The organism is Paraglaciecola polaris LMG 21857 (assembly GCF_000315055.1).
Lineage (GTDB): Bacteria > Pseudomonadota > Gammaproteobacteria > Enterobacterales > Alteromonadaceae > Paraglaciecola > Paraglaciecola polaris.
This window is the reverse complement of record NZ_BAER01000061.1, coordinates 12187-33350: the sequence shown is the minus strand read 5'-3', so window position 1 is coordinate 33350 and position 21164 is coordinate 12187. Positions and strand designations below refer to the sequence as shown.

Genomic DNA, 21164 nt, shown 5'->3' with positions numbered 1-21164 from the left:
GCTTTTTTTTTACCTATCGCACGTTTGACATTGGATATACCGCATTTTCATTAAATTGCATACACTATGTATATAGGTGAAAACACTTTCGTTACTTGTTACTCACGAAGTATCTTATTTTAATTAATGTTGTCTTTGCATTAACTGATTACGTCACTGGAATGTCATGTGGTAATCGCCGAACTTCCCTCGGTTGGACGCGCAGAAATTAAAACATAAACTGTTGAGCAATAAGCGTAAAGTTACAATACTGTAGGGTACTAGGTCGTTTGTTTGTTAGCAGGAAAAGCCTATATATTTTTTGCACATCGTTTTATGGGCAACTCCATGTTCGTAGACTTTAGGGGAGAAGCTGGTAAAATAATTATTAATACAATTCACTCGGCAACCTAGCTGCCGAAGGTGCTAAATTATGAAATTAGAAATCGAAAAAAGGGATCTTTCTAGTCTAAGTTACACCGAGTTTGTAAATTCGTATTTAATTCCAGAAAAGCCCCTTATTATCCAAAATGTTTTCACGTTCGACACTACCGTTCTCACGCCGGAATATATACTTGAACATTTTAGCAATGAAAGTAAGCGAGAAGCGGGGTGGTTTGATTCGGATTTGGTCGATAGTGGGCCCATCCGTATTCCCGAACTGGTAAAAAAGGTGTTATCTAGGGATGATATGTCTGTGCGCCAATCTCCCATGCGCTTGTTCATGCAACCAGGGGGACACGTAACATTACCTCATTATGACGGAAATAGTCTGCATGGGCTCAATTTACAAGTTTTGGGCACTAAGCATTGGATACTGACTTCTCCTAATACACCGCTGCCTAATATTCCGTTTATGTTCGCTGGCTCAGTAGGTAAAAACTTTACGTACGATCCACATAAATATGATTTTTATGAGTTTGATACTGAGGTCGGTGATTTATTACTTGTACCCCGGTATTGGTATCATGAAGTGCATTCTATTGATCCAGTCAATCTAAACCTAAATTGGGTTTTTACACCGAAAACACCGAATCAAAACAGTATTTTAGGGCGACGGGAAGTGGAAATAGTTAAATTAAGAAAATCTATGCCTCTGGTTAATAAGGCGTTCTTTCCTGATAAGTTTTCAGAGTATGGTGGACAAGGCAAGCAGTTGATTGATACGTATAGCGAGAACGTCGGTACGCTGCGTATGTTCACTCGCTTGCTTAAAGAACTTAGCGGATATCCGCGGTTGCTCTTTTTAGCTAGTCAAATTAAAGCTAGGGCAAATGAATTTTCAAAAAATAACTTCAATGTAAAATAATGACAAACAACAGCCGCTTATTGAAAAATGCTGGTAAATTAAGCTGATTTTTGGCGGCGAATACGTTGATTGCTTAGCTTCTAAGCTTACGAGTCGCCATACTAATTACCAAAACTGCAGTTCAACCCACCTATAACATACCGCGACACGTTAAAATTAGGGCTATCAAATAAATACTAAATAGATGTCGGAAGACATATCGACCTTTAAGTGATAATAACCCTAAACGTGTTTCGATACTTTGTGGTAGTCCTTAGCCCAGCTTTCAGGAAACTTGCCTTGTAACACGTAGGAGAAACTGATTAATTCTGCGATGACATTGTATAACTGTTCAGGGATCTCTTGGCCTAAATCCAATCCTGCGAGAAATTCGCTTAGGTAAGGATCTTCGTGGATCAACACGCCGCTTTCTTTGGCCAAGGCAATTATCTCGTCAGCCAATTCGCCAAAACCTTTGGCTACCACCTGAGGCGCGTTTTTTTTATCACCCTCATGATGCTTTAGCGCAACGGCGCTTTTCGCTTTAGGGTTGTGCGTATTGGATTGCTCGCTGTCTGTCATATGATCCTTGTTGTTATCTTAAATATTGGGAATGTTGATTAGACCTGAGTTTGCAGCAAGTGATAAGGTCGTTGTCGTAAAGTGTCAGGAATTTTGCCCAATTGGCATTGGCTTTTGGTGATATCAATCCCTAGTGCCGTCAGGCGTTTGTTGAACAGAGGTAAAAAATTCATCACTTGGTGTTTGGTCTGCTCGTTGGACGTATAAAAATCTAGCTCTAACGTACCATGACGTAGTTTAGCTTTGGTTAACACTTCGCCTAAATCCCCAGCGCTTAATTTAATGGTGAGGTGCCAGACCTTATTATTTTGGGCATCGTCAGCTTGCTCTTCTGGTGACGATTCGTGTTCACGTCTAATCAACAATTCTATATCTTGCAGTTTATTAGCAAGAGCGGAAGGAAGGGTATAATAGAAGGTATCTTGTCCCTGTAAAAGCTGCTCTGCATTGCCAATTTTACTGCTTTGATGACCGGCAAATAAACGGCTGATTTCGCGCAATATTTGATGCTTTTGCTCTAGTTGAGCAAATTCACTTAACCCTTTTGAATTGACATTTGTGTTTGTTTTTCCTGTTGAGTTCGGTTCAGTAACGGATTGAGTGTCGAGCAACGAGTTAAGGGCGCGTGACAGTTTTTCGCCTTGGGCAGGCTGGCTGCGTGCAAAACGCGAGGCCAGAGATATTTGGATTAAACTGATTAATCCACTAAGCATACCTTGCCCAGAAACAGGGCTAATAATTTGTGTGGCACCTAAGCTAAGGGCTGGGTTGGTGAGTAGTTGACGTATCTGACTCGCATCTTGTTCTTTTCCTTGGGGGATGCCTTGTTTTATTTGCCCCAAAATCTGTTCTTTCAATCCTTTAACCGTCGTTTCCTCTATGAACTGAGTATCATTTAACGCCGCAGCTATGCGACCTAAAGACTCACTGGGTTGTTCTGCTCGAGCTTGTACAACCCGTAATAAAGTGTGCAGTACTTCAATGGCTTGGGCTTTAACTTTTGGCGTCATATCTGGGGCGGTAATTGTCTTGGTATTCAATGTCTCCGATGCTGCCAGTGAGGCGTTATTCGCTTGTGTTGCTGCGCTTTGAACTTGCGCATTGTTCGATGGTAGAGACTTTGACCCGATGTTTTGTAAGGTGGCGGGTGCATCCTTCACGCTGCTGGAGGGTTGTGTTGCCCCAGGGGTTTGATTGGCGCCTAGGAGATCGGCATTGCCTCGAACTCGCTTTGAAGGTACTCCGTCTATGCTACTTTGTACCACTGGACGGTTTGCGACGGTTTGTCTAGCGCTATTAAAAGCATTAACGATTTGATTTATACCCTCGCGAACCGCATTCACTAGCGGAGGGTTTACCTTAGTAGGTCTTTCGCTGTTAGCTGAAATTTCCGAACCACTGATTACATGACCTTGGGACGCCGGTTGACTAACGTTACTAACCGGTTGATTTGATGTTACGACCGTTGTGTTATTACTCAGGTTCACGAGCGCGCGCTGAGTTTGTGCGTCCAGTTTCAAATTTAATGTTTTAACCAGCTCTACTACAGCACTCACGTTTTGCTGGGTTACGTTTAGTTGAGCGCTGCTTTGTGGTGCTGCTGATGCCAATACACCACTGTTTTTAATAGCTGCACTGCCATCGCGATTGATGCTTAATTGTACTCTACTTTCCGAGATGCCCAGAAGCGTATTAATAAGTGCAGTATTGGTTGAGGATAGGTTCGTTAGGCTGCTAGGTGAGGAAGTTAGCCCGGAATTACGATTAGCCGTTGAATTCTGCAACATCTGGAGCAGAACTTTACTGTCAATGCTCAATTGTGGCGCAGCGCTTGACAATTGTGTAGCACTGATCGGCGCGGTGCTAGTCAGCATATGTTTAATGACCGGCTGCAATTGTTCAACTGAAGCCTTTACTGGGGTAACTTGCGTCCCTGATGTTGCCGTAAGCAGAACCTGCCATTGGTTAGCAATGGGTTTCAGTTGTAGATTAACCGTATCACCAATCGCTAATGCAGGTTGGGCATTTGTTGTCACGCTGAAGTTAACCTGTGCCTGATTGGCTGTGCCGGTGATACTGAGTGATAGTGTGTTTCCTGTATTGCTAATAATTTGCGCCTGGGCGACGAGTAGAGAAGGTGGTATCCGCGCCGCTTGTATCTGATTGGGCGGTAAACTCAAAATACGCTCAAGCTGTTGGCTGCTTATTACGTTCGCTCGAGGATTGTTGTTGGCAGGAACTTGCTCGGTACTGATAAATTGCAAAACAGGATTACCAAGAAGTGTGGTGTTTTGAGCATGAGCGGCGCTTTGATTTGAAACTGCGTTTTGCCCTAAGTTAACAATGCTGCTAGTGGTAGCCGGGATGGCCGAACTCGGTTGGGGGGCAGATACACTAGGGCTTGCAACTGAACTGGCTGTGGTCGCTGAGGAATTCGCTGAGTCGCTCGTACTATTTACACTAGCAGTTGTTACGCTAACGGTATAGCGCTGGCGCGGATCTAAGCGCCCGTTAATATCTGCACTGGGTAAAGTAACCGCTTGGCCTTGTGCTGTACTACTGACACTTACTTGGCTAGCGGATACTTGCTGAACGACAATTTCTGCACTTTGGCGCTGTGAACTCGACGTCGCTGCTGCTTGCTGGGTTTTCACCGAAGCTTGGGCATATTGAGTCGATGCAATGGGAGGGCTGTCAGACATAAAGAATTTATCGGCCGCAAGCGAGAAATATTAAGTTAAATGTAGCATGAAGCGAGGGGTATTTTACAACGTTCACCTTGTGTTAATAGACATGTATGGCACCTACCAGAGCTGTGATTTAAAGAGTAGATAGAACCTTTGCAATATAACGTGACGAAATAAAAATAACCGCGTGTCGGTTTGCGTTCGCTTATTGATCATTAAATCCTACTTAGGGATCATTCTTTAGGTCCTTAAAAACTCAACTTTAGTACATGAATTGATACGACTTATTTACTTATCTAAGTATTCCGCACTGTTGGGCTGTGGTATTATCGCGGCGTTTTTTTGTCGATTAAAGGTTCATTTTGCCATTACTTTCTGCCCATCAATTAGCCGTGTCAAAACGGGATAGGCTGCTGTTCAGTCAGATAGATTTATCTGTTGCGGCGGGGGAGTTGATGTATGTCAAAGGACCAAATGGAGCCGGTAAAACCAGTTTACTCCGAGTACTAACCGGTTTGGTTAGTCCCGATGAGGGAAGGGTGCATTATCGCCAGCAAGATATTGTAAAATCACGTGATGTCTTTCACCAACATTTACTTTATTTTGGCCATGCATTAGGGGTAAATCGAAGCCTCAATGGAGTAGAAAACCTGCATTACTGGTGCTCTCAGCACGGTGTGCAACCCGACGAAGGGGAAATTTATCGCGTGCTAGGTGTCTTAGGCCTAGTTGGCCTAGAAGATATACCCGTGAATAATTTATCAGCAGGGCAGCAACGAAGAGTTGCGCTGGCAAGATTTTGGTTAAAAACCAGTGCTGAAGTGTGGATTTTAGATGAGCCCTTTACCGCACTGGACGTACAAGGTATTGGTCTGCTGAATGAGCGAATTGTTGCTCACTTGGAACAGGGTGGCTGCGTAGTGATGACGTCACACCAAGCATTAGAGGTGAATTATCCTACTCAGGAGTTAGTGCTGGAGTATCGTATATGAGCGCTTCGTTAACGGCCATATTACGCCGTGATTTGGCATTGGCATATCGCCAGCGCTCAGAGTTAATGCAACCCATGATGTTTTTTATTTTGGTCATCAGCTTATTTCCGTTAGGAATAGGACCCAATCCTGAAATTTTACAAAAAGTAGGGCCTGGCGTGATCTGGGTGGCGGCGATTCTTTCGTCATTACTGGGAATGGAACGTTTATTTAAAGATGATTACAACGACGGCTCATTAGAGCAAGTTATGTTGTCCTCTACCCCTTTGCCTATGGTGGTTTTAGTTAAAGTTTTTGCCCATTGGCTTACGAGCATAGTGCCACTTTTGTTGTTGTCGCCTTTATTGGCTCTATTTTTAAACTTAACCCAAGAGATGTACTGGGCCTTGTTGCTTACGTTGTTATTGGGCACACCCTTGTTGAGTTTAGTGGGGGCAATAGCAGTCGGATTAACCTTAAGCTTGAATCGTGGCGGTGTGTTGTTGGCCCTTTTATTGTTACCTGTGTTTATTCCATTGTTGATTTTTGCCACCGCTGCGGTGGAAGCAGCTTCATTACAATTACCTTATAACGCACAATTGGCCATTATTGGCGCGATGTTATTAATCTCTTTAGCTATGGCGCCGTTTGCCATAGCTTATGCATTACGAGTGAGTCAAAACTGATGTGGAAATGGTTACATCCTTACGCGAAAACCCAGAATGCTTATCAATTGTGTGAGCGCTTACTACCCTGGTTTGTTACTTCTGCATTGATCTCATTTGTTATCGGTATCGTATGGGGCTTGGCTTTTGCGCCTGCGGATTATCAGCAAGGTGATTCATTCCGTATTATCTATATTCACGTGCCGAGTGCGATTTTATCCATGGGGGCTTATAGCGCCATGGCAATTGCCGCATTTGTAGGCTTGGTTTGGCAAGTACGTACTGCATTTATGGCCATGGTCGCGCTTGCACCTATAGGGGCTGTGGTGACTTTTATCGCATTATTCACTGGTGCCGCATGGGGCAAGCCCATGTGGGGGACTTGGTGGGTATGGGATGCGCGCTTAACTTCAGAATTGATTTTATTATTCTTGTACCTAGGCGTGATTTCTTTGTATGCCTCTTTCGAGGATAAGCATCAGGCGGGGAAAGCCGCTGGGGTAATGGCCATCGTGGGAGTGGTTAACCTGCCTATTATTCATTTTTCAGTGGAATGGTGGAATACCCTGCATCAAGGCGCAAGTATTACCAAATTTGATAAACCGTCAGTCGCCCCTGACATGTTGTGGCCGTTACTTATCAGTATTTTAGGGTTAGCCTTGGTCATGGCGGCTATTTTTATCCGACGATTACAAAACGAGATTGTGCGCAGGGAACTAAATCGTCCTTGGGTGCAGGAATTGGTTAGCGCCGCGAAGGAGAAATAACCAGTGCAATTCGATAACTTAAGTGCGTTTTTTGATATGGGCGGCTACGCGTTTTACGTGTGGTTATCGTTTGGTGTCAGTTTACTTGCGCTGGCGCTATTAGCCGTGGATGCGGTGCAGCAAAAACGAGTACTCTTCGAGGCCGTTAAAAAAGAACAGGCACGTAAGGTGCGGATTAAAGCTGCTCAAGCATCCGCCAAATCAAATACCAGAAATGACCCGCAAAAAGAGGAAGTATCCAGTGAATCCTAGACGTCAAAAACGCCTGATGGTGGTGTCTGCTATCGTGTTGGTGATAGGCGCCGCGATCGGCTTAATGTTATATGCCTTGAGCCAAAATATTGACTTGTTTTATACCCCGTCAGAGGTCATTGAGGGCAAGCAAATCGGTCAAGCTTTGGAGATCCCCAAAGTAGGCCAACGCTTACGTATTGGCGGTATGGTAGTACCGGGCTCAGTGAAGCGAGACGAAGATAGCTTAGCCGTGAGTTTCGACTTAATCGATACCGGCCCCATAGTGACCGTTAGTTATCAAGGCTTGTTGCCTGACTTGTTCCGTGAAGGGCAAGGTATTGTTGCCACAGGCGTACTAACAGCAGAAAACCACATCGAAGCTCACGAAGTCTTGGCAAAACATGATGAAGAATATATGCCACCTGAATTAGCGGAAAAAATGAAAGGTATTAAACATGTTAAACCTTCTGAAGCGTATTCAACGCCAAAAGTGAGTGGATAATATGGTCGCTGAGTTAGGTAATATTTCGCTGGTTTTAGCTTTGTTGTTAGCCATATCGTTGGCTATCTACCCTATGTGGGGGGCGCATAAAAACCACCTTAAATTGATGCAAATGGCTAAACCGCTGGCCATTGGTATATTTGCTTTTACCCTGATCGCGTATATCTGTTTAACATGGGCCTTTGTGCATGACGACTTTAGTTTAGCGTATGTAGCCAGTACCTCTAACAGTACGTTGCCTTTGATATACAAATATACGGCTGTGTGGGGCGGCCATGAAGGCTCGTTCTTGCTTTGGGTGATGATTTTTTCTATATGGACGGTGGCTGTTGCCCTGTTCAGCAATGCGATCGAACTAAAAATGGTCGCCCGCGTATTATCGATACTCGGTATGGTCGCCATCGGATTTTATTTATTCATGTTGCTAACATCGAACCCGTTTGATGTGTTGCTGCCTTTTTATCCTGTGGATGGGCGAGACTTAAATCCACTGCTGCAAGACTTTGGCATGATCATTCATCCCCCTATGTTGTACATGGGGTATGTTGGCTTCTCGGTGGCGTTCGCTTTTGCGCTCGCAGCGCTTATCTCTGGGCAATTAGATTCAACTTGGGCCCGTTGGTCTCGACCTTGGACGATTGCCGCTTGGTCATTTTTAACCGTGGGCATCGCACTTGGTAGTTGGTGGGCGTACTACGAACTCGGTTGGGGAGGTTGGTGGTTCTGGGATCCAGTAGAGAATGCTTCGTTTATGCCTTGGCTTGTGGGCACGGCACTGATGCACAGTTTAGCGGTGACAGAAAAACGCAAAGTCTTTAAGTCTTGGACTGTGTTATTAGCGATAGCGGCGTTTTCCCTTAGCTTACTCGGTACATTTTTAGTCCGTTCTGGGGTCTTAGTATCAGTGCATTCCTTTGCCAGTGATCCTAGTCGCGGCATGTTCATTTTAGGTTTGTTAGTGATTGTCATTGGCGGCTCATTGTTACTCTTTGCCATCCGCGCCCCTCAACTTAAAGGCGCTGGGCGCTATCAGTTATTTTCACGAGAGGTGTTACTGGCGGGTAATAATGTATTTTTAACCGCGGCCTGCTTGGTGGTACTTTTGGGTACTTTGCTGCCTTTGGTACACAAAGAGCTAGGGCTTGGCTCTATTTCCATAGGTGCGCCTTTCTTTAACCAAATGTTTAGTTATTTGATTGTGCCTTTTGTACTGTGTATGGGGATAGGACCCTTGTCCCGTTGGAAAAACCAAGCGCCTTCGGCTTTATATAAACAGCTAATGATTGCACTCGGTTTGAGTTTGTCTGCTGCGGTGTTAGTGACGGCTAATTTTGAACAAACTTCCTACATGGCAACATTAGGTATGGTGTTGGGTTTCTGGGTAGTGGTGACCACTATTATGGAAATTCATCAACGGATAAACGCCGATAAACAATTATCGGGCCAGCCCATTATGACCGCCCTTAAAAAACTCACTCCGAGTCACTGGGGCGTGGTGGTGGGTCATCTAGGTTTTGCTGTGGCTATCATAGGAATAACCTTGGTCAGTAACTACAACCAGGAAAAACATGTACGTATGGCGTACGGCGAAACTGTGCAATTGATGGGTTATGACTTCACCTTTAATGGTGTCAGTAACCTACAAGGACCAAACTACACCGGTTACCAAGCCCATGTTGTGGCAAGCCAAAATGGTCACGTGGTGGCGAATCTAGAAGCTGAAAAACGTATTTACACCGTACAGCGAAATACCATGACTGAAGCGGGTATCGACTCGGCGATTAACCGGGACTTATTTGTTGCCTTAGGGGAACAATTAGAGGATGGCGACTGGGCACTGCGTATTTACGTCAAGCCATTTGTTAATTGGATATGGGTCGGGGCCTTTATCATGGCTTTTGGCGGAATTTTATCCATATCTGATAAACGCTATCGTATGCAAAAACTGGTAAAGAAAAAGTCGCTAGCGAGTACCGCCCAAGTTAATTCATCGTTAGCTGGTGCGACACAAACAGATGTTACGGAGTCGCATTGATGAGAAAACTGACGTTTTTTTTATTGCCTTTAGTGTTGTTTATCGGCTTGGCCATTTTCTTGTTTCAGGGGTTATTTAGTAATCCTAGAGAGCATGAATCCCCTTTGCTCAATAAACCTGTTCCCAGTTTTGTGTTACCTGATTTAATGGACACTGACATTACCTATACCACTGAAGTTTTTGTTGGCAAGGTGACCTTGCTCAATGTTTGGGGCGTATGGTGCGTAACCTGTGCGGTTGAAATTCCCTATTTAGAGCAACTTAAAAGTGAAGGTAAACATATCGTTGGTTTGTATTATGACCAGGATATTGACCCGGACTTCGGGATAAAAACCGTGGCACGAGTGCAGCAAGAAGTTGCCCAAAAGCTCGGACAGTTGGGTAACCCTTATGCGTACAATATTTTTGATGTAAAACGCGATTTGTCACTAGATTTGGGGGTGACGGGGGCGCCTGAAACCTTTTTGATCGACAAGCAAGGTAAGGTGCGTTTACATCATATTGGCGATATTAATCCTAGGGTCTGGCAGAACAAATTTGAGTCTGTATACGCTGAGGTATTGGCCGAATGATACGTTATTCAGTTTTTATTTTTAGCCTGCTTTTGCTGTTAAGTACACAGGCTCATGCCAGCGAAGAGACCTATCAATTCGACACAGATGCGCAAAGCGCGCTGTTCTTTGAGTTAACCAAAGAGCTACGTTGTCCCATGTGTCAAAATCAAAATATTGCTGATTCGGATGCCATGATAGCAGCTGATTTACGTCGAAAAGTTTACCAGTTGGTAAACGAAGGGCAATCTCGGGAACAAATTATCGATTACATGAAACAACGCTACGGTGATTTTGTTTATTATCAGCCGCCCGTCAACGCAACGACCGTTTGGTTGTGGTTATTACCTGTGCTTTTTGTGCTGTTCGGGATTGTACTTGTCGTGCGAAGCCGTCAACAGAAACCAATGATTCAAGATAAAGCCAAGTTAGAAGCCGCTGAAAAGTTGTTGGAGGAGGATAAGTGAGTATTTTTTGGATAGCCGGTATTGCACTGGTATTAATTGCCATTGGCTTTGTAGCGTACCCTTGGTTAGTAGAAGGACGCAAACGCCAAGACACCTTGACTAACACGCGCCTGATCCGCCAACGTTTAAGTGAACTTGAGCGTGAAGAACGCGAAGGTTTATTAAGCACCAATGATAGGCTAGAAACTGAAAAAGATTTAAAAATAGCCTTGTTAGACGAGCAACAAGATAATCAGAGTCACAATAGTTCGGCAAAAATGGTGCTAACAGTGGGGGGCGCAGTGAGTGTGATTGCCGTAGCGGTTTTATACTGGCAAGTGAATAACGTCAAAGCGCTAAATAACTGGCAAGAAGCGACAGTACGTTTGCCTGAACTGGCAGAGCGTATCGTGACCCAGGGAGATGCCTCGGTCACTGAGGAAGATTTGCAACAGTTTGCGTTAGGGTTGCGTACCAAATTACAAAACGGTGATGATGACGCGATAGGCTGGACCTTATTAGGCCGTGTTTACGTGGCAATCAATCATATTGAAAGCGCGATGGATGCATTTGAGCGTGCACTTGAGATTGACAGCAATAACATTGAAACCTTGGCCAGTTACAGTCAGGTTTTGTTAATGGTTAATCAAGCCGAATACTTGAGCCAAGCAAAAGTGTATTTAAATCGAATATTGCAGCTGGATCCAAAAAATACTGGTGCGTTAGGTATGTTAGCTATGGCGGCAACCCAGCAGGGTGATAAACCGCTAGCGATAAAAACCTGGCGACGTTTGCAAGAATTTGTCCCTAAAGACGCTCCTATATATCAATCTATCGTAGCGCAAATTGCTGAGCTAAGTGGCGAAAATCAAAGCGGCGAAAATCAAACTCAGATGAATAATCAAGTCGCTAAAACCGCGCAAAATGAAGCGTCAGCGGCACCTGAGGCGCTAATATCTGTAACGGTAACCTTAGATGATGCACTTGCCAACAAATTGCCGACAGAGGGTTACTTGTTCGTATATGCACAGGATGCTAGCAGCCAAAGCAGAATGCCTGCAGCGGTCGTCAAAATGCCCTTAGCTAAATTGCCGGTAACAGTGGATTTATCCGATAGCAATTCAGTTATGCCAACACTTACCTTATCCCAGTTATCACAGGTACGTTTAGTCGCAAAGATATCGACCACAGGCAACGTGATGCAAACAAGTGGAGACTTGCAAGGCTCACTGGAAATTGCGCTAGATAAATCAACAAAAGAACAATATACAATACGTATAAATGAGGAATTAAATTGAATAAACTAAAGATTGGCGCGCTATTTCTAGTGCTATTAACCTTGGGTGGTTGCGCGTCCAGTCACAAGACAGATGAACAGGCACAAGAATATAATGATCCGAAGGACCCTTTCGAATCGGTTAACCGCACATTTTGGGATTTTAACTACGACATATTAGATAACTATGTGCTGCGCCCAGTGACAGTGGTTTATGTGGATTACACCCCACAGTTTGCTCGTACTGGTTTGTACAATATGGCATTGAACTTAGAAGAGCCGTCGAACTCGGTGAACAACCTATTACAAGGTAAGCTGGATGGTATGCTGATCAGTGTAGGGCGTTTTTTACTTAACTCTACTGTGGGCTTGTTAGGCACCATAGACGTAGCCAGTGAACTAGGTTTAGTGCGCAAAGAAGAAGAATTTGGCGAAACGCTAGGCAAATGGGGCGTAGGAACAGGACCGTATTTGATGTTGCCGGCACTGGGGCCTAACGATATTCGCAGTGGTGTGGGGGATATCGTGGATACCTCTTATTCTCCTTTAGATGCGCTGAATTTCTACTTTGCAGCTTTCAGAACGGGTATTAAAGTGCTAGAGAGTCGTGCTGCTGTCATGTCTCAAGAGCAACAACTTGAGCAATCGGTTGATCCATACAGCTTTGTTAAGAACGCCTACTTCCAAAATTTAGAGTTTAAAGTCAAAGACGGTAAGGTAGAGCAAACCCAAGAAGAAGAAGCGTTAGATGATGATATTGACGCCTACTTGAATGATTTAGAGTAACGTATTTAAGCGAATGCATAGCGAAAAAAAGCCCAGCTAACGTGAGTTAGTTGGGCTTTTTAGTCTCAAGTCGGTAAATGACTGCTCGGGAGGACGAAGTGATCCTTACTGGTAACCGTTAGGGTTACTTGACTGCCAGTTCCAGGAGTCTCGGCACATGTCTGCTAAACCCTTTTCTGCACGCCAACCGAGTGCTTCGCTCGCCAGTTTAGGATCTGCATAACAAGCCGCTACGTCTCCCTCACGGCGAGGTACAAATTTATAAGCGATCGTTTGGCCACTTTGTTTTTCAAACTCTTTGACCATATCCAGTACGCTGTAACCTTGCCCTGTGCCAAGGTTATAGGTAACTAAGCCAACGTCTTGTTGCAGCTTACTGAGTGCTTTTAGGTGGCCTGAGGCTAAGTCTTCGACATGGATGTAATCACGTACGCCAGTGCCGTCTGGGGTGTCATAGTCGTTACCAAATACCGATAAATGCTCACGTTTACCCGTGGCAACCTGGGTAATAAATGGCATCAAGTTGTTTGGAATACCATTTGGATCTTCACCAATCCGACCAGATGGATGCGCGCCAGCTGGGTTAAAGTAACGTAAAACCGCGATATTCCAGCTATTGTCAGACTTGTACAAGTCACGTAACACCAATTCGACCATTAACTTTGACTGACCATAAGGGTTAGTCGGTTGGCCTGTGGGTAAACCTTCATGTAATGGCAGTTCTACCGGGTCGCCATAGACAGTCGCAGAGGAACTAAACACCAAGCTTTTGACATTATGTTTAGCCATGGCCTCGCACAATACTAGGGTGCCATATACATTGTTGTCATAATACATCAGCGGCTTTTCAACGGATTCACCGACTGCTTTAAGACCCGCAAAGTGAATAACAGAATCCACACTGTGCTGACTAAACACGGTATCCAAAATAGCCGAGTCGCGAATATCACCCTCAATAAAAGTCACTTTCTTTGCTGTGAGCTCTTCTACACGGGCAAGGGCTTCTTTTGATGAATTACACAGGTTATCGAGAACAACAACCTTATTGTTGTTTTCCAACAACTGTAAAACTGTATGGCTGCCGATGTAGCCAGCGCCGCCTGTTACTAAAATTGTTTGCATCGATTTACTCTCCTTGGTGGTCAATTTTCGGAAGGTATTTGGCGCACAAGCTGTATTGTATTGGCCTGAGCACAACAGGGTATAAGGCTGCAACCAGTGCAGCCCAAAGCAGTGAATACCAATTTTCAGTGCTTCTGAATATGAGGATAAATATAGGTAAAAGTACGCTGAGTTTTAAAACATTTAACAGTAACTTTTCTGGCCCGGTGAGTGAATTTTGTGCTTGTTGGATTCGCGCTAAACGCTCGGTCAGCGGTAAATGGGAGATGCTAGGGATATCACGGGACGAAAAATAGATATTCATTTCACTCTTGCTTATCTAAAAGAAACGCCCAGCTGCAATTCAGCAGGTAGGCGTTATTTATAATATTATATTATTAATTGTACTGCTAGCGGCAAAATACAATTAATTAGCTGGTCGGTTGACCTGTACTAAACGTACTTATGCACGTTTATGATCAGCGAGCTTTTCCCAGGCTTTAGTCTTAAAGCTAACAAGGAATATCACAATACCAATAGCGATAGTGAACAAGCTAATTTGCAAGTACAGGTCAGGCATGTCTTCTACTTTATTTGGATCAAAGTTACCGGCCAGTAAGCCTGCAATTACATTACCGATAGAGTACGTTAACACGAACACCCCCATCATTTGCCCTGCAAAACGCTTAGGTGACAATTTACTTACCGCTGCCAATGCAACTGGGCTTAAACATAACTCGCCAACTGTGTGTAAGAAGTAAGTCGCCACTAACCAATAAGGTGCAACACGTAAACCTGATGCCGCTGCTTGCGCTGCAAAGAACATTACCAAAAAGCCTGTGGCCATAATGATAAGGCCAATAGCACATTTTAAACCGTAGGAAGGCGTTAACATGCGCTTCGCTAGGTTTATCCATAATGCCGCAAAGAAAGGCGATAACAGAATGATAAAAAACGAGTTCGCTGATTGGAACCAAGCCGTAGGAATTTCGAAGTCACCGAGCATACGCTCAGTGTAGTCACGGCCGAAAAGATTAAGTGACGAACCTGCTTGTTCAAAGCCCGTCCAAAAGAAAATGGATGCCAAACAAACCAAAAATAGCGCGCCAACACTGCGCTTTTCGTTGCCGTCTAAGTTACCCAAAAAGAAGATGCCAGCATAATAGGCAAGGAACACTACGGTAATTGCGATAGCCGTATACTGAGCCATAGTTACGGGGTCAAAGCTAAGTTGACCGCTGATCATGGCGTAAGTTACACCCGCCAAAGCAAATAAAAATAGGGTAATAATCTGCCATGCGCGTTTATTTGCGGTAGCCGACATAGCCACCATAGGCTGGGCACCCGCACCGTCTAACTTATGCAGTGTTAAGCGATATTGAATTAAACCAATACCCATGCCGATAGCGGCGGCACCAAACGCCCAGTGCCAACCCATTTCTACTTGCAGGTAACCACATACAATGTAGCCAATAATCGAACCTAGGTTGATACCAAGATAATAAAGTGTGTACCCACTATCTCGGCGCCCGTCGTTGTCTGCATACAGTTGACCAACCATCGCGCCGATGTTGGGTTTAAGCAAGCCAGTACCTAAAACCACTAATACCAAGCCTACAAAAAAGGTGGAATCATTGGGAATGGCCAACACTATATGGCCAAGCATGATAATAATACCGCCGTACCAAACCGCTCTTTGTCCGCCGATTAAGCGATCAGCTATCCAGCCGCCAGGTAAACCCATAAAATAAACGGCACCTGTGTATAAGCCATATATGGCGGTGGCTGACGCAACGGTTATCACTAAACCGCCTTCTTGAATACTTGCGGTCATGAAAAGCACCAGCAAAGCACGCATGCCGTAATAACTCATGCGTTCCCACATCTCGGTAAAGAATAGGGTGGAAAGGCCGCCTGGTTGGCCTAAGAAATCTTTTGTTTTTGTTGTCATATTACCTGCCGTAAACCCAGTTAGCGTCTTTAAGTAGAAAAGAAACAAGAATGAAAGACGCTAAACAGTCTGGTTATGATTATTGTTTTTGCCGACTACTCTAACGGTAGTTAACGATTTTCAGCCACGTTTATACTAGAGCTAGAGAATGATGACAAGAAAGGTGGTGCAAAGTCAGTGTAATTATTAGCTTACTGCAGTCGGGATTTAACAACAACGTTAAGCTAAATAAACCGTTTCACTCACATTGCAAATCAGCTATCATGCTGCCCCATTTATTTGGCACTATTGTACACATTTCAGCCTTCTGAGACCCACAGGGATAGCAGTATGTTAAGAAAGTTAAAACTTCAGGTATTCGCATCGCTTGCGTTTATGCTTATCGCGCCAGTTAACGCTGTTACGCCATCTGCTCAGCAAATCGAACAATTTAAAAGCATGCCCAAGGCACAACAGGAAGCGCTAGCGCGTCAAATGGGTATAGATTTATCTGATTTAAACTTATCTGGTGGTAATAGCAGTAATGTACAGGTTCAGCCCGAAACTCAGATTAACCGTTACGTTGATGAAGATGAAATTGCTGCCCGTTTGGCAGAGCAAAGCGCCAATAAAGACAAAAGCAAAGAATTAAAACCATTCGGTTACGATTTGTTTAAATCGTCAAGCGCATCTTTTGCACCGCCTTCTAATTTACCTGTGCCTGCGGATTATATTTTGGGCCCTGGCGACAGTATCCGCGTTCAATTATTCGGTAAAGTGAGCGAGCAGCATGAATTACAGGTCAATAATGAAGGTGTGATTGAAGTACCAGACTTAGGGCCGATGAATGCGGCGGGTTTGAGCTACAACGAATTTAAAAAACAATTAACTGAACGTTACAGTGAGCAGGTTATTGGGGTAACACCTAACATCAGTATGGGCGAGCTGCGCACGATACAGGTATACATGGTGGGTGAAGCTTATCAACCGGGTGCTTATACGGTCAGCGCATTATCAACGATTACCAACGCGCTTTTTGCCAGCGGCGGGGTAAATGATGTGGGTTCACTTCGTCATATCCAATTGAAGCGTGCTGGTAAAACAGTGACTGAATTCGACTTATACGATTTATTGGTGCTTGGCGATACCAATAAAGATATGCGTTTGCAGCAAGGCGACGTGATATTTATTCCCATAGTGAAAAAACTGGTTAGCGTGGACGGCAACGTTCGTCGCCCAGCCATATATGAAGCGAAAAACAACGATACCATGGCAAGCATGCTAAATATCGCAGGTGGTTTGCTGCCCACGGCTGCGGCATCAAGTTTGCAAGTAGCAAGAAGCACCCCAGCCGACGGTTTTCAGGTGAAAACGGTTAATATGCGCGATAATCAAGGCCGCTCATTCAAATTAGAAGCTGGCGATTTTATTAACGTACCTGCCGCAGGCAATGAATTTTCAAACGCAGTCGTTATTATGGGGGCGTACTCTACGCCTGGGTTAACACAATGGCGCTCAGGCTTGACCTTGGCTGACTTAGTGGATCGTAATAGCTTGCTGGGAACAACCGATGTTGATTATGCGTTAATTATGCGCGGGGCTAAATTTTCCCGTCAAAGCGAAATTGTGCAATTCGAGCCAGCTAAAGTGCTATCAGGTGAATACAACGCAGCGCTAAACGCCTTTGATAAAGTGGTGTTTTTTAATCGCTTTACGCCTGTCAATCCCGATGCCGAAGAAGAGAAAAAGAACAAAGAATTCACAGAACGACTTAATAACTCTCGTTTCAATGCTAACCAGCAAGAACAGAATGTAAATTATGTAAACAATATTCCAGTTCAATCTGGTGCCAGCAATCAGCAGGGTAGCAACGGCCAAAATGCACAATTTAAAACGACGTTGCGCGACCAAGCGAATTCGTCAAACTCACGTAAATCCACCAATAAAAACGGTGCTGAAGAGGACGAAGACAGAAGTAATAATTTTTTACAAGAATTAGATTTAGCCAGCTTTACCGACAAATACCTCATTTTGCAGAAAACCAAATACTTATCGCGAGAAGAACTATTAGCGCCAATCATCGAGCGTTTAGAAGAAGAAAGTACGCAAAGTTCACCTTTGAAATTAGTTGAAATTACTGGTCAAGTGAAATTCCCGGGTGTGTACCCAGTGCAGAAAAACGCCAGCGTGCGTGATTTAATACTCGCCGGCGGCGGTTTATTAGAGTCTGCCTATTTACAACAGGCAGAGATTTCGCGCACTGGGCTAGACGGCGACAATGCGCTGCGCATCGAACATATTCAAATCGATTTAATTGACTCTATGTTAGGCAACAACAATATTGCCTTACAAAGCAAAGACACCCTAAACGTATTACGCACCCCTGATTGGCACGAAAATAAAAAAGTAGAGTTGCTGGGTGAAGTTGTCTTCCCCGGTACTTATCAGATCAAAAAAGGTGAAACGCTAGCGCAAATTATAAAACGAGCTGGGGGGCTTACCGATGAAGCGACCGTTAAAGCGGTTATCTTTACCCGTGAAGAGCTTAAAGAGCGTGAAAAAGAAAATTTAGACAAATCAGTCGAGAATTTACGTCAACAGATTGCCTCAACGAACCTGTCTGGTAGTCAAAATGTTAAAACCATAGACTATCAAGAAGCGAAATTGATACTAGATGAATTGCTTGAAGCTGAACCTGTAGGTCGTTTAGTCATCGATATGCCGCAAATAATCGCAGGTAACCCGACCGCTGATTTGTCTTTGAAAGATGGCGATAAATTGTTTGTGCCCAATATTTCATCATCCGTCTCTGTGGTGGGTGAAGTATTTGTGCCTTCCACGCACATGTTTAAATATGGCAAAACACTTGAGCAATACATTGCTAATTCGGGCGGCGAAAATGACCGTGCCGATATGGACGACGTTTATGTCGTGAAAGCCGATGGTTCGGTCACGATCCCTGCATCTTCATTTTGGTTTAGCTCAGAAGAAACCTTACTTGAGCCGGGCGACACTATAGTGGTACCGCGTGATGTCACAAATTATGAACGCTTAGGTTTATGGCAAACCATTACCCAAATAGCTTATCAGTCAGCGATTGCATTAATTGCAATTGGCAATCTGTAACATCGTAAACGATAAATTTGAGTAATTGATATGACTGATATACAAAATAACAGCTCAACGAACGACAAGGTTCAATATGTAACCATCTCACCTGATATGCTTCAGGCGCAGAATAACGATGATGAAATTGACCTGCGAGAACTGTGGAATGTAATTTGGAGTGGTAAATGGATTATTATAACAGTCACCGCTATTTTCGCGGTTGCTTCTGTACTTTACGCATTAAGCCTACCCAATATATATAAATCAGAAGCGCTACTTGCCCCAGCAGATGCTGAGCAACAAGGTGGCTTAGCAGGCTTAGCGGGCCAGTTTGGTGGTTTGGCATCGCTAGCGGGTGTTAGTTTAGGCGGTGCCAAAAGTGATAAAACAGGCATGGCAATAGAGATCTTAAAATCTCGTGAGTTCTTTGCGAGGTTTGCGCAAAAACATAATATTTTACCCGATTTAATGGCGGCTAAGGGGTGGGATTTATCTAGTAATACGATTATCTATGACGAAGAGCTTTATTCATATGATAAGGACGAATGGCTAAGAGATATGAAGCCACCTAGGCAGCCTAAACCGTCTATGCAGGAAGCTAATATTGAGTTCACGAAATTATTTAGTGTCGAGCAGTCGAAAGACAGTGGCATGGTGAATATTAGTTTAGAGCACTACTCACCTTATATAGCTAAACAATGGGTTGATTGGTTAATTAATGATATTAATTTAGTAATGAAATTCCGTGATAAAAAAGAAGCTGAACGAAGTATTAGTTATCTTGAGTCGCAAATAGGTAAAACCAATATCGTCGAACAAAAGACCTTGCTCTTTCAATTAATAGAGGAGCAAGCTAAAACGTTGATGTTTGCAGAAGTACGTGACGAGTACGTATTTAAAACGATTGACCCTGCCTTAGTTCCAGAAATAAAATTTAAGCCCAAAAGAGCGTTAATTGTATTACTAGGAATATTTCTAGGTGTTTTATTAAGCGTTTTTTTTGTTCTGATAAAGCATTTGCGAAAAACTTTTGAAGCTTATAGTAAGTAATATTGGAGTTTATTCATGTCAAATATATTACCGTTAATAGGTCGGGTATCGGCACTGTTTTTACAAGACCTATTGACTTCTGAACAGTCTCTGGAAGAAATAGTAAGTAGTTCATCGTTTTTAGTTTTAGGTGGAGCAGGCTCAATTGGGCAGGCGGTGACTAAAGAAATATTCAAACGAAATCCAAAAAAGCTTCACGTGGTAGATATCAGCGAAAACAATATGGTAGAGCTGGTGCGGGATATTCGAAGTTCGTTTGGCTATATCACTGGTGACTTTCAAACGTTTGCGCTCGATATCGGATCGGTAGAATATGATGCTTTCATTAAAGCCGACGGTAAATATGACTATGTCCTAAATTTGTCTGCGTTGAAGCATGTCCGAAGTGAGAAAGACCCTTTCACACTTATGCGCATGATAGATGTAAATATCTTTAATACTGATAAAACTATTCAACAATCGATTGAAAACGGGACAAAAAAATACTTTTGTGTTTCTACAGATAAAGCTGCTAATCCGGTAAATATGATGGGCGCATCTAAGCGAATTATGGAAATGTTTTTGATGCGTAGAAGTCAGAAAATTGATATTTCAACGGCTCGATTTGCCAACGTTGCGTTTTCAGATGGTTCGTTACTACATGGCTTTAACCAGCGTATTCAGAAGCGACAACCTATTGTCGCGCCGGAAGATATAAAGCGATATTTCGTTACCCCTCAAGAGTCTGGCGAATTGTGTTTGATGTCATGTATATTCGGTCAGAACCGCGATATTTTTTTTCCAAAGTTGAGTGAGTCCCTTCATCTCATCTCGTTTGCTGATATAGCCGTTAAATTCCTATCCGATTTGGGCTATGAAGCCTATCTATGTAATTCTGAAGAAGAAGCTAGAGAGTTGGTCCACACGTTACCAGCTCACGGGAAATGGCCATGTTTGTTCACTACTAGTGACACTACGGGGGAGAAGGATTTTGAAGAGTTTTTCACTGATAATGAAATTCTGGATATGGAGCGTTTCGATAATTTAGGCATCATCAAGAATGGTGAAAGCTTCGACGAAGAATTGCTACAAACATTCGAATCAGTGATATCTACAATGAAATATAAAAAAAGCTGGTCTAAAGAAGACATCGTTAATCTATTTTTCAAAATGCTTCCTGATTTTGGCCATAAAGAAACAGGCAAATACCTCGACGGCAAGATGTAA

General features: G+C 43.6%; 19 protein-coding genes. 14 read left to right on the top strand and 5 right to left on the bottom strand.

The genetic code is table 11. From position 1 onward, the window contains the following. Positions 1 to 412 precede the first annotated feature (412 nt). Positions 413 to 1288: a cupin-like domain-containing protein gene (locus tag GPLA_RS12280; RefSeq protein WP_007105241.1), complete on the top strand. Its 876-nt coding sequence runs from the start codon at positions 413 to 415 to the stop codon at positions 1286 to 1288. A 222-nt stretch (positions 1289 to 1510) separates the two neighbouring features. On the opposite strand, the gene GPLA_RS12275 is transcribed toward GPLA_RS12280, so the two are convergent. After that, a complete protein-coding gene (locus GPLA_RS12275; protein WP_007105240.1) occupies positions 1511 to 1849 on the bottom strand; it encodes an EscU/YscU/HrcU family type III secretion system export apparatus switch protein in 339 nt (112 codons plus the stop codon). A gap of 38 nt (positions 1850 to 1887) precedes the next feature. Beyond that, positions 1888 to 4551, bottom strand: coding sequence for a flagellar hook-length control protein FliK (gene fliK / locus GPLA_RS12270; protein WP_007105239.1), 2664 nt, complete (start codon positions 4549 to 4551; stop codon positions 1888 to 1890). Between the two features lie 347 nt (positions 4552 to 4898). On the opposite strand from fliK, the gene ccmA reads away from it, so the two are divergent. Genes ccmA through GPLA_RS12220 form a run of 10 tightly spaced genes read left to right on the top strand, consistent with a single transcriptional unit; the run spans position 4899 to position 12769 of the window. Further along, positions 4899 to 5528, top strand: a complete 630-nt coding sequence (gene ccmA, locus GPLA_RS12265; protein ID WP_007105238.1) for a cytochrome c biogenesis heme-transporting ATPase CcmA — start codon at positions 4899 to 4901, stop codon at positions 5526 to 5528. Continuing rightward, positions 5525 to 6193: a heme exporter protein CcmB gene (ccmB, locus tag GPLA_RS12260; protein ID WP_007105237.1), complete on the top strand. Its 669-nt coding sequence runs from the start codon at positions 5525 to 5527 to the stop codon at positions 6191 to 6193. Before ccmA ends, ccmB begins: the two co-directional genes overlap by 4 nt. Next, on the top strand, positions 6193 to 6939 hold the full coding sequence (locus GPLA_RS12255; RefSeq protein WP_007105236.1) for a heme ABC transporter permease: 747 nt from the start codon (positions 6193 to 6195) through the stop codon (positions 6937 to 6939). Before ccmB ends, GPLA_RS12255 begins: the two co-directional genes overlap by 1 nt. Positions 6940 to 6942: 3 nt before the next feature. Continuing rightward, positions 6943 to 7191, top strand: coding sequence for a heme exporter protein CcmD (ccmD, locus tag GPLA_RS12250; protein ID WP_007105235.1), 249 nt, complete (start codon positions 6943 to 6945; stop codon positions 7189 to 7191). Beyond that, positions 7181 to 7675, top strand: a complete 495-nt coding sequence (gene ccmE, locus GPLA_RS12245; protein WP_007105234.1) for a cytochrome c maturation protein CcmE — start codon at positions 7181 to 7183, stop codon at positions 7673 to 7675. Before ccmD ends, ccmE begins: the two co-directional genes overlap by 11 nt. Before the next feature lies 1 nt (position 7676). After that, entirely contained in the window at positions 7677 to 9710 is a 2034-nt protein-coding gene (locus GPLA_RS12240) for a heme lyase CcmF/NrfE family subunit (RefSeq protein WP_007105233.1), read from the top strand. Next, the gene (locus tag GPLA_RS12235) at positions 9710 to 10282 is read left to right on the top strand and encodes a redoxin family protein (RefSeq protein WP_007105232.1); all 573 of its coding nucleotides are present in this window, start codon (positions 9710 to 9712) and stop codon (positions 10280 to 10282) included. Before GPLA_RS12240 ends, GPLA_RS12235 begins: the two co-directional genes overlap by 1 nt. Beyond that, complete coding sequence (locus GPLA_RS12230) at positions 10279 to 10728, top strand: cytochrome c-type biogenesis protein (protein WP_007105231.1); 450 nt, start codon at positions 10279 to 10281, stop codon at positions 10726 to 10728. Before GPLA_RS12235 ends, GPLA_RS12230 begins: the two co-directional genes overlap by 4 nt. Next, complete coding sequence (gene ccmI / locus GPLA_RS12225) at positions 10725 to 12005, top strand: c-type cytochrome biogenesis protein CcmI (RefSeq protein ID WP_007105230.1); 1281 nt, start codon at positions 10725 to 10727, stop codon at positions 12003 to 12005. Before GPLA_RS12230 ends, ccmI begins: the two co-directional genes overlap by 4 nt. Further along, positions 12002 to 12769 carry an MlaA family lipoprotein gene (locus GPLA_RS12220; RefSeq protein WP_007105229.1) on the top strand — a complete coding sequence of 256 codons (768 nt, stop codon included), beginning with the start codon at positions 12002 to 12004 and terminating at the stop codon, positions 12767 to 12769. The genes ccmI and GPLA_RS12220 overlap by 4 nt, the downstream gene beginning before the upstream one ends. 105 nt (positions 12770 to 12874) lie before the next feature. Here GPLA_RS12220 and galE read toward each other — a convergent pair whose 3' ends face one another. From galE to GPLA_RS12205, 3 genes are all read right to left on the bottom strand, one after another. Further along, a complete protein-coding gene (galE, locus tag GPLA_RS12215) occupies positions 12875 to 13891 on the bottom strand; it encodes a UDP-glucose 4-epimerase GalE (protein WP_007105228.1) in 1017 nt (338 codons plus the stop codon). 4 nt (positions 13892 to 13895) lie between these two features. Continuing rightward, positions 13896 to 14195, bottom strand: a complete 300-nt coding sequence (locus tag GPLA_RS12210; protein WP_007105227.1) for a DUF6170 family protein — start codon at positions 14193 to 14195, stop codon at positions 13896 to 13898. Between the two features lie 138 nt (positions 14196 to 14333). Beyond that, a complete protein-coding gene (locus GPLA_RS12205; protein WP_007105226.1) occupies positions 14334 to 15821 on the bottom strand; it encodes a peptide MFS transporter in 1488 nt (495 codons plus the stop codon). Between the two features lie 330 nt (positions 15822 to 16151). On the opposite strand from GPLA_RS12205, the gene GPLA_RS12200 reads away from it, so the two are divergent. From GPLA_RS12200 to GPLA_RS12190, 3 genes are read left to right on the top strand one after another with little or no spacing between them, the layout of a single operon-like run. Continuing rightward, positions 16152 to 18926 carry an SLBB domain-containing protein gene (locus GPLA_RS12200; protein WP_007105225.1) on the top strand — a complete coding sequence of 925 codons (2775 nt, stop codon included), beginning with the start codon at positions 16152 to 16154 and terminating at the stop codon, positions 18924 to 18926. A 30-nt stretch (positions 18927 to 18956) separates the two neighbouring features. Beyond that, positions 18957 to 19958: a Wzz/FepE/Etk N-terminal domain-containing protein gene (locus GPLA_RS12195; RefSeq protein ID WP_007105224.1), complete on the top strand. Its 1002-nt coding sequence runs from the start codon at positions 18957 to 18959 to the stop codon at positions 19956 to 19958. 15 nt (positions 19959 to 19973) lie between these two features. Further along, positions 19974 to 21164 carry a UDP-N-acetylglucosamine 4,6-dehydratase gene (locus GPLA_RS12190; RefSeq protein ID WP_007105223.1) on the top strand — a complete coding sequence of 397 codons (1191 nt, stop codon included), beginning with the start codon at positions 19974 to 19976 and terminating at the stop codon, positions 21162 to 21164.

What these genes read in the sequence shown, in the direction of transcription:
- GPLA_RS12280 (WP_007105241.1), top strand. Translation starts at nt 413, where the DNA reads ATGAAATTAGAAATCGAAAAAAGGGATCTTTCTAGTCTAAGTTACACC.
- GPLA_RS12275 (WP_007105240.1), bottom strand. Translation starts at nt 1,849, where the DNA reads ATGACAGACAGCGAGCAATCCAATACGCACAACCCTAAAGCGAAAAGC.
- fliK (WP_007105239.1), bottom strand. Translation starts at nt 4,551, where the DNA reads ATGTCTGACAGCCCTCCCATTGCATCGACTCAATATGCCCAAGCTTCG.
- ccmB (WP_007105237.1), top strand. Translation starts at nt 5,525, where the DNA reads ATGAGCGCTTCGTTAACGGCCATATTACGCCGTGATTTGGCATTGGCA.
- GPLA_RS12255 (WP_007105236.1), top strand. Translation starts at nt 6,193, where the DNA reads ATGTGGAAATGGTTACATCCTTACGCGAAAACCCAGAATGCTTATCAA.
- GPLA_RS12240 (WP_007105233.1), top strand. Translation starts at nt 7,677, where the DNA reads ATGGTCGCTGAGTTAGGTAATATTTCGCTGGTTTTAGCTTTGTTGTTA.
- GPLA_RS12235 (WP_007105232.1), top strand. Translation starts at nt 9,710, where the DNA reads ATGAGAAAACTGACGTTTTTTTTATTGCCTTTAGTGTTGTTTATCGGC.
- GPLA_RS12230 (WP_007105231.1), top strand. Translation starts at nt 10,279, where the DNA reads ATGATACGTTATTCAGTTTTTATTTTTAGCCTGCTTTTGCTGTTAAGT.
- galE (WP_007105228.1), bottom strand. Translation starts at nt 13,891, where the DNA reads ATGCAAACAATTTTAGTAACAGGCGGCGCTGGCTACATCGGCAGCCAT.
- GPLA_RS12210 (WP_007105227.1), bottom strand. Translation starts at nt 14,195, where the DNA reads ATGAATATCTATTTTTCGTCCCGTGATATCCCTAGCATCTCCCATTTA.
- GPLA_RS12205 (WP_007105226.1), bottom strand. Translation starts at nt 15,821, where the DNA reads ATGACAACAAAAACAAAAGATTTCTTAGGCCAACCAGGCGGCCTTTCC.
- GPLA_RS12200 (WP_007105225.1), top strand. Translation starts at nt 16,152, where the DNA reads ATGTTAAGAAAGTTAAAACTTCAGGTATTCGCATCGCTTGCGTTTATG.
- GPLA_RS12195 (WP_007105224.1), top strand. Translation starts at nt 18,957, where the DNA reads ATGACTGATATACAAAATAACAGCTCAACGAACGACAAGGTTCAATAT.
- GPLA_RS12190 (WP_007105223.1), top strand. Translation starts at nt 19,974, where the DNA reads ATGTCAAATATATTACCGTTAATAGGTCGGGTATCGGCACTGTTTTTA.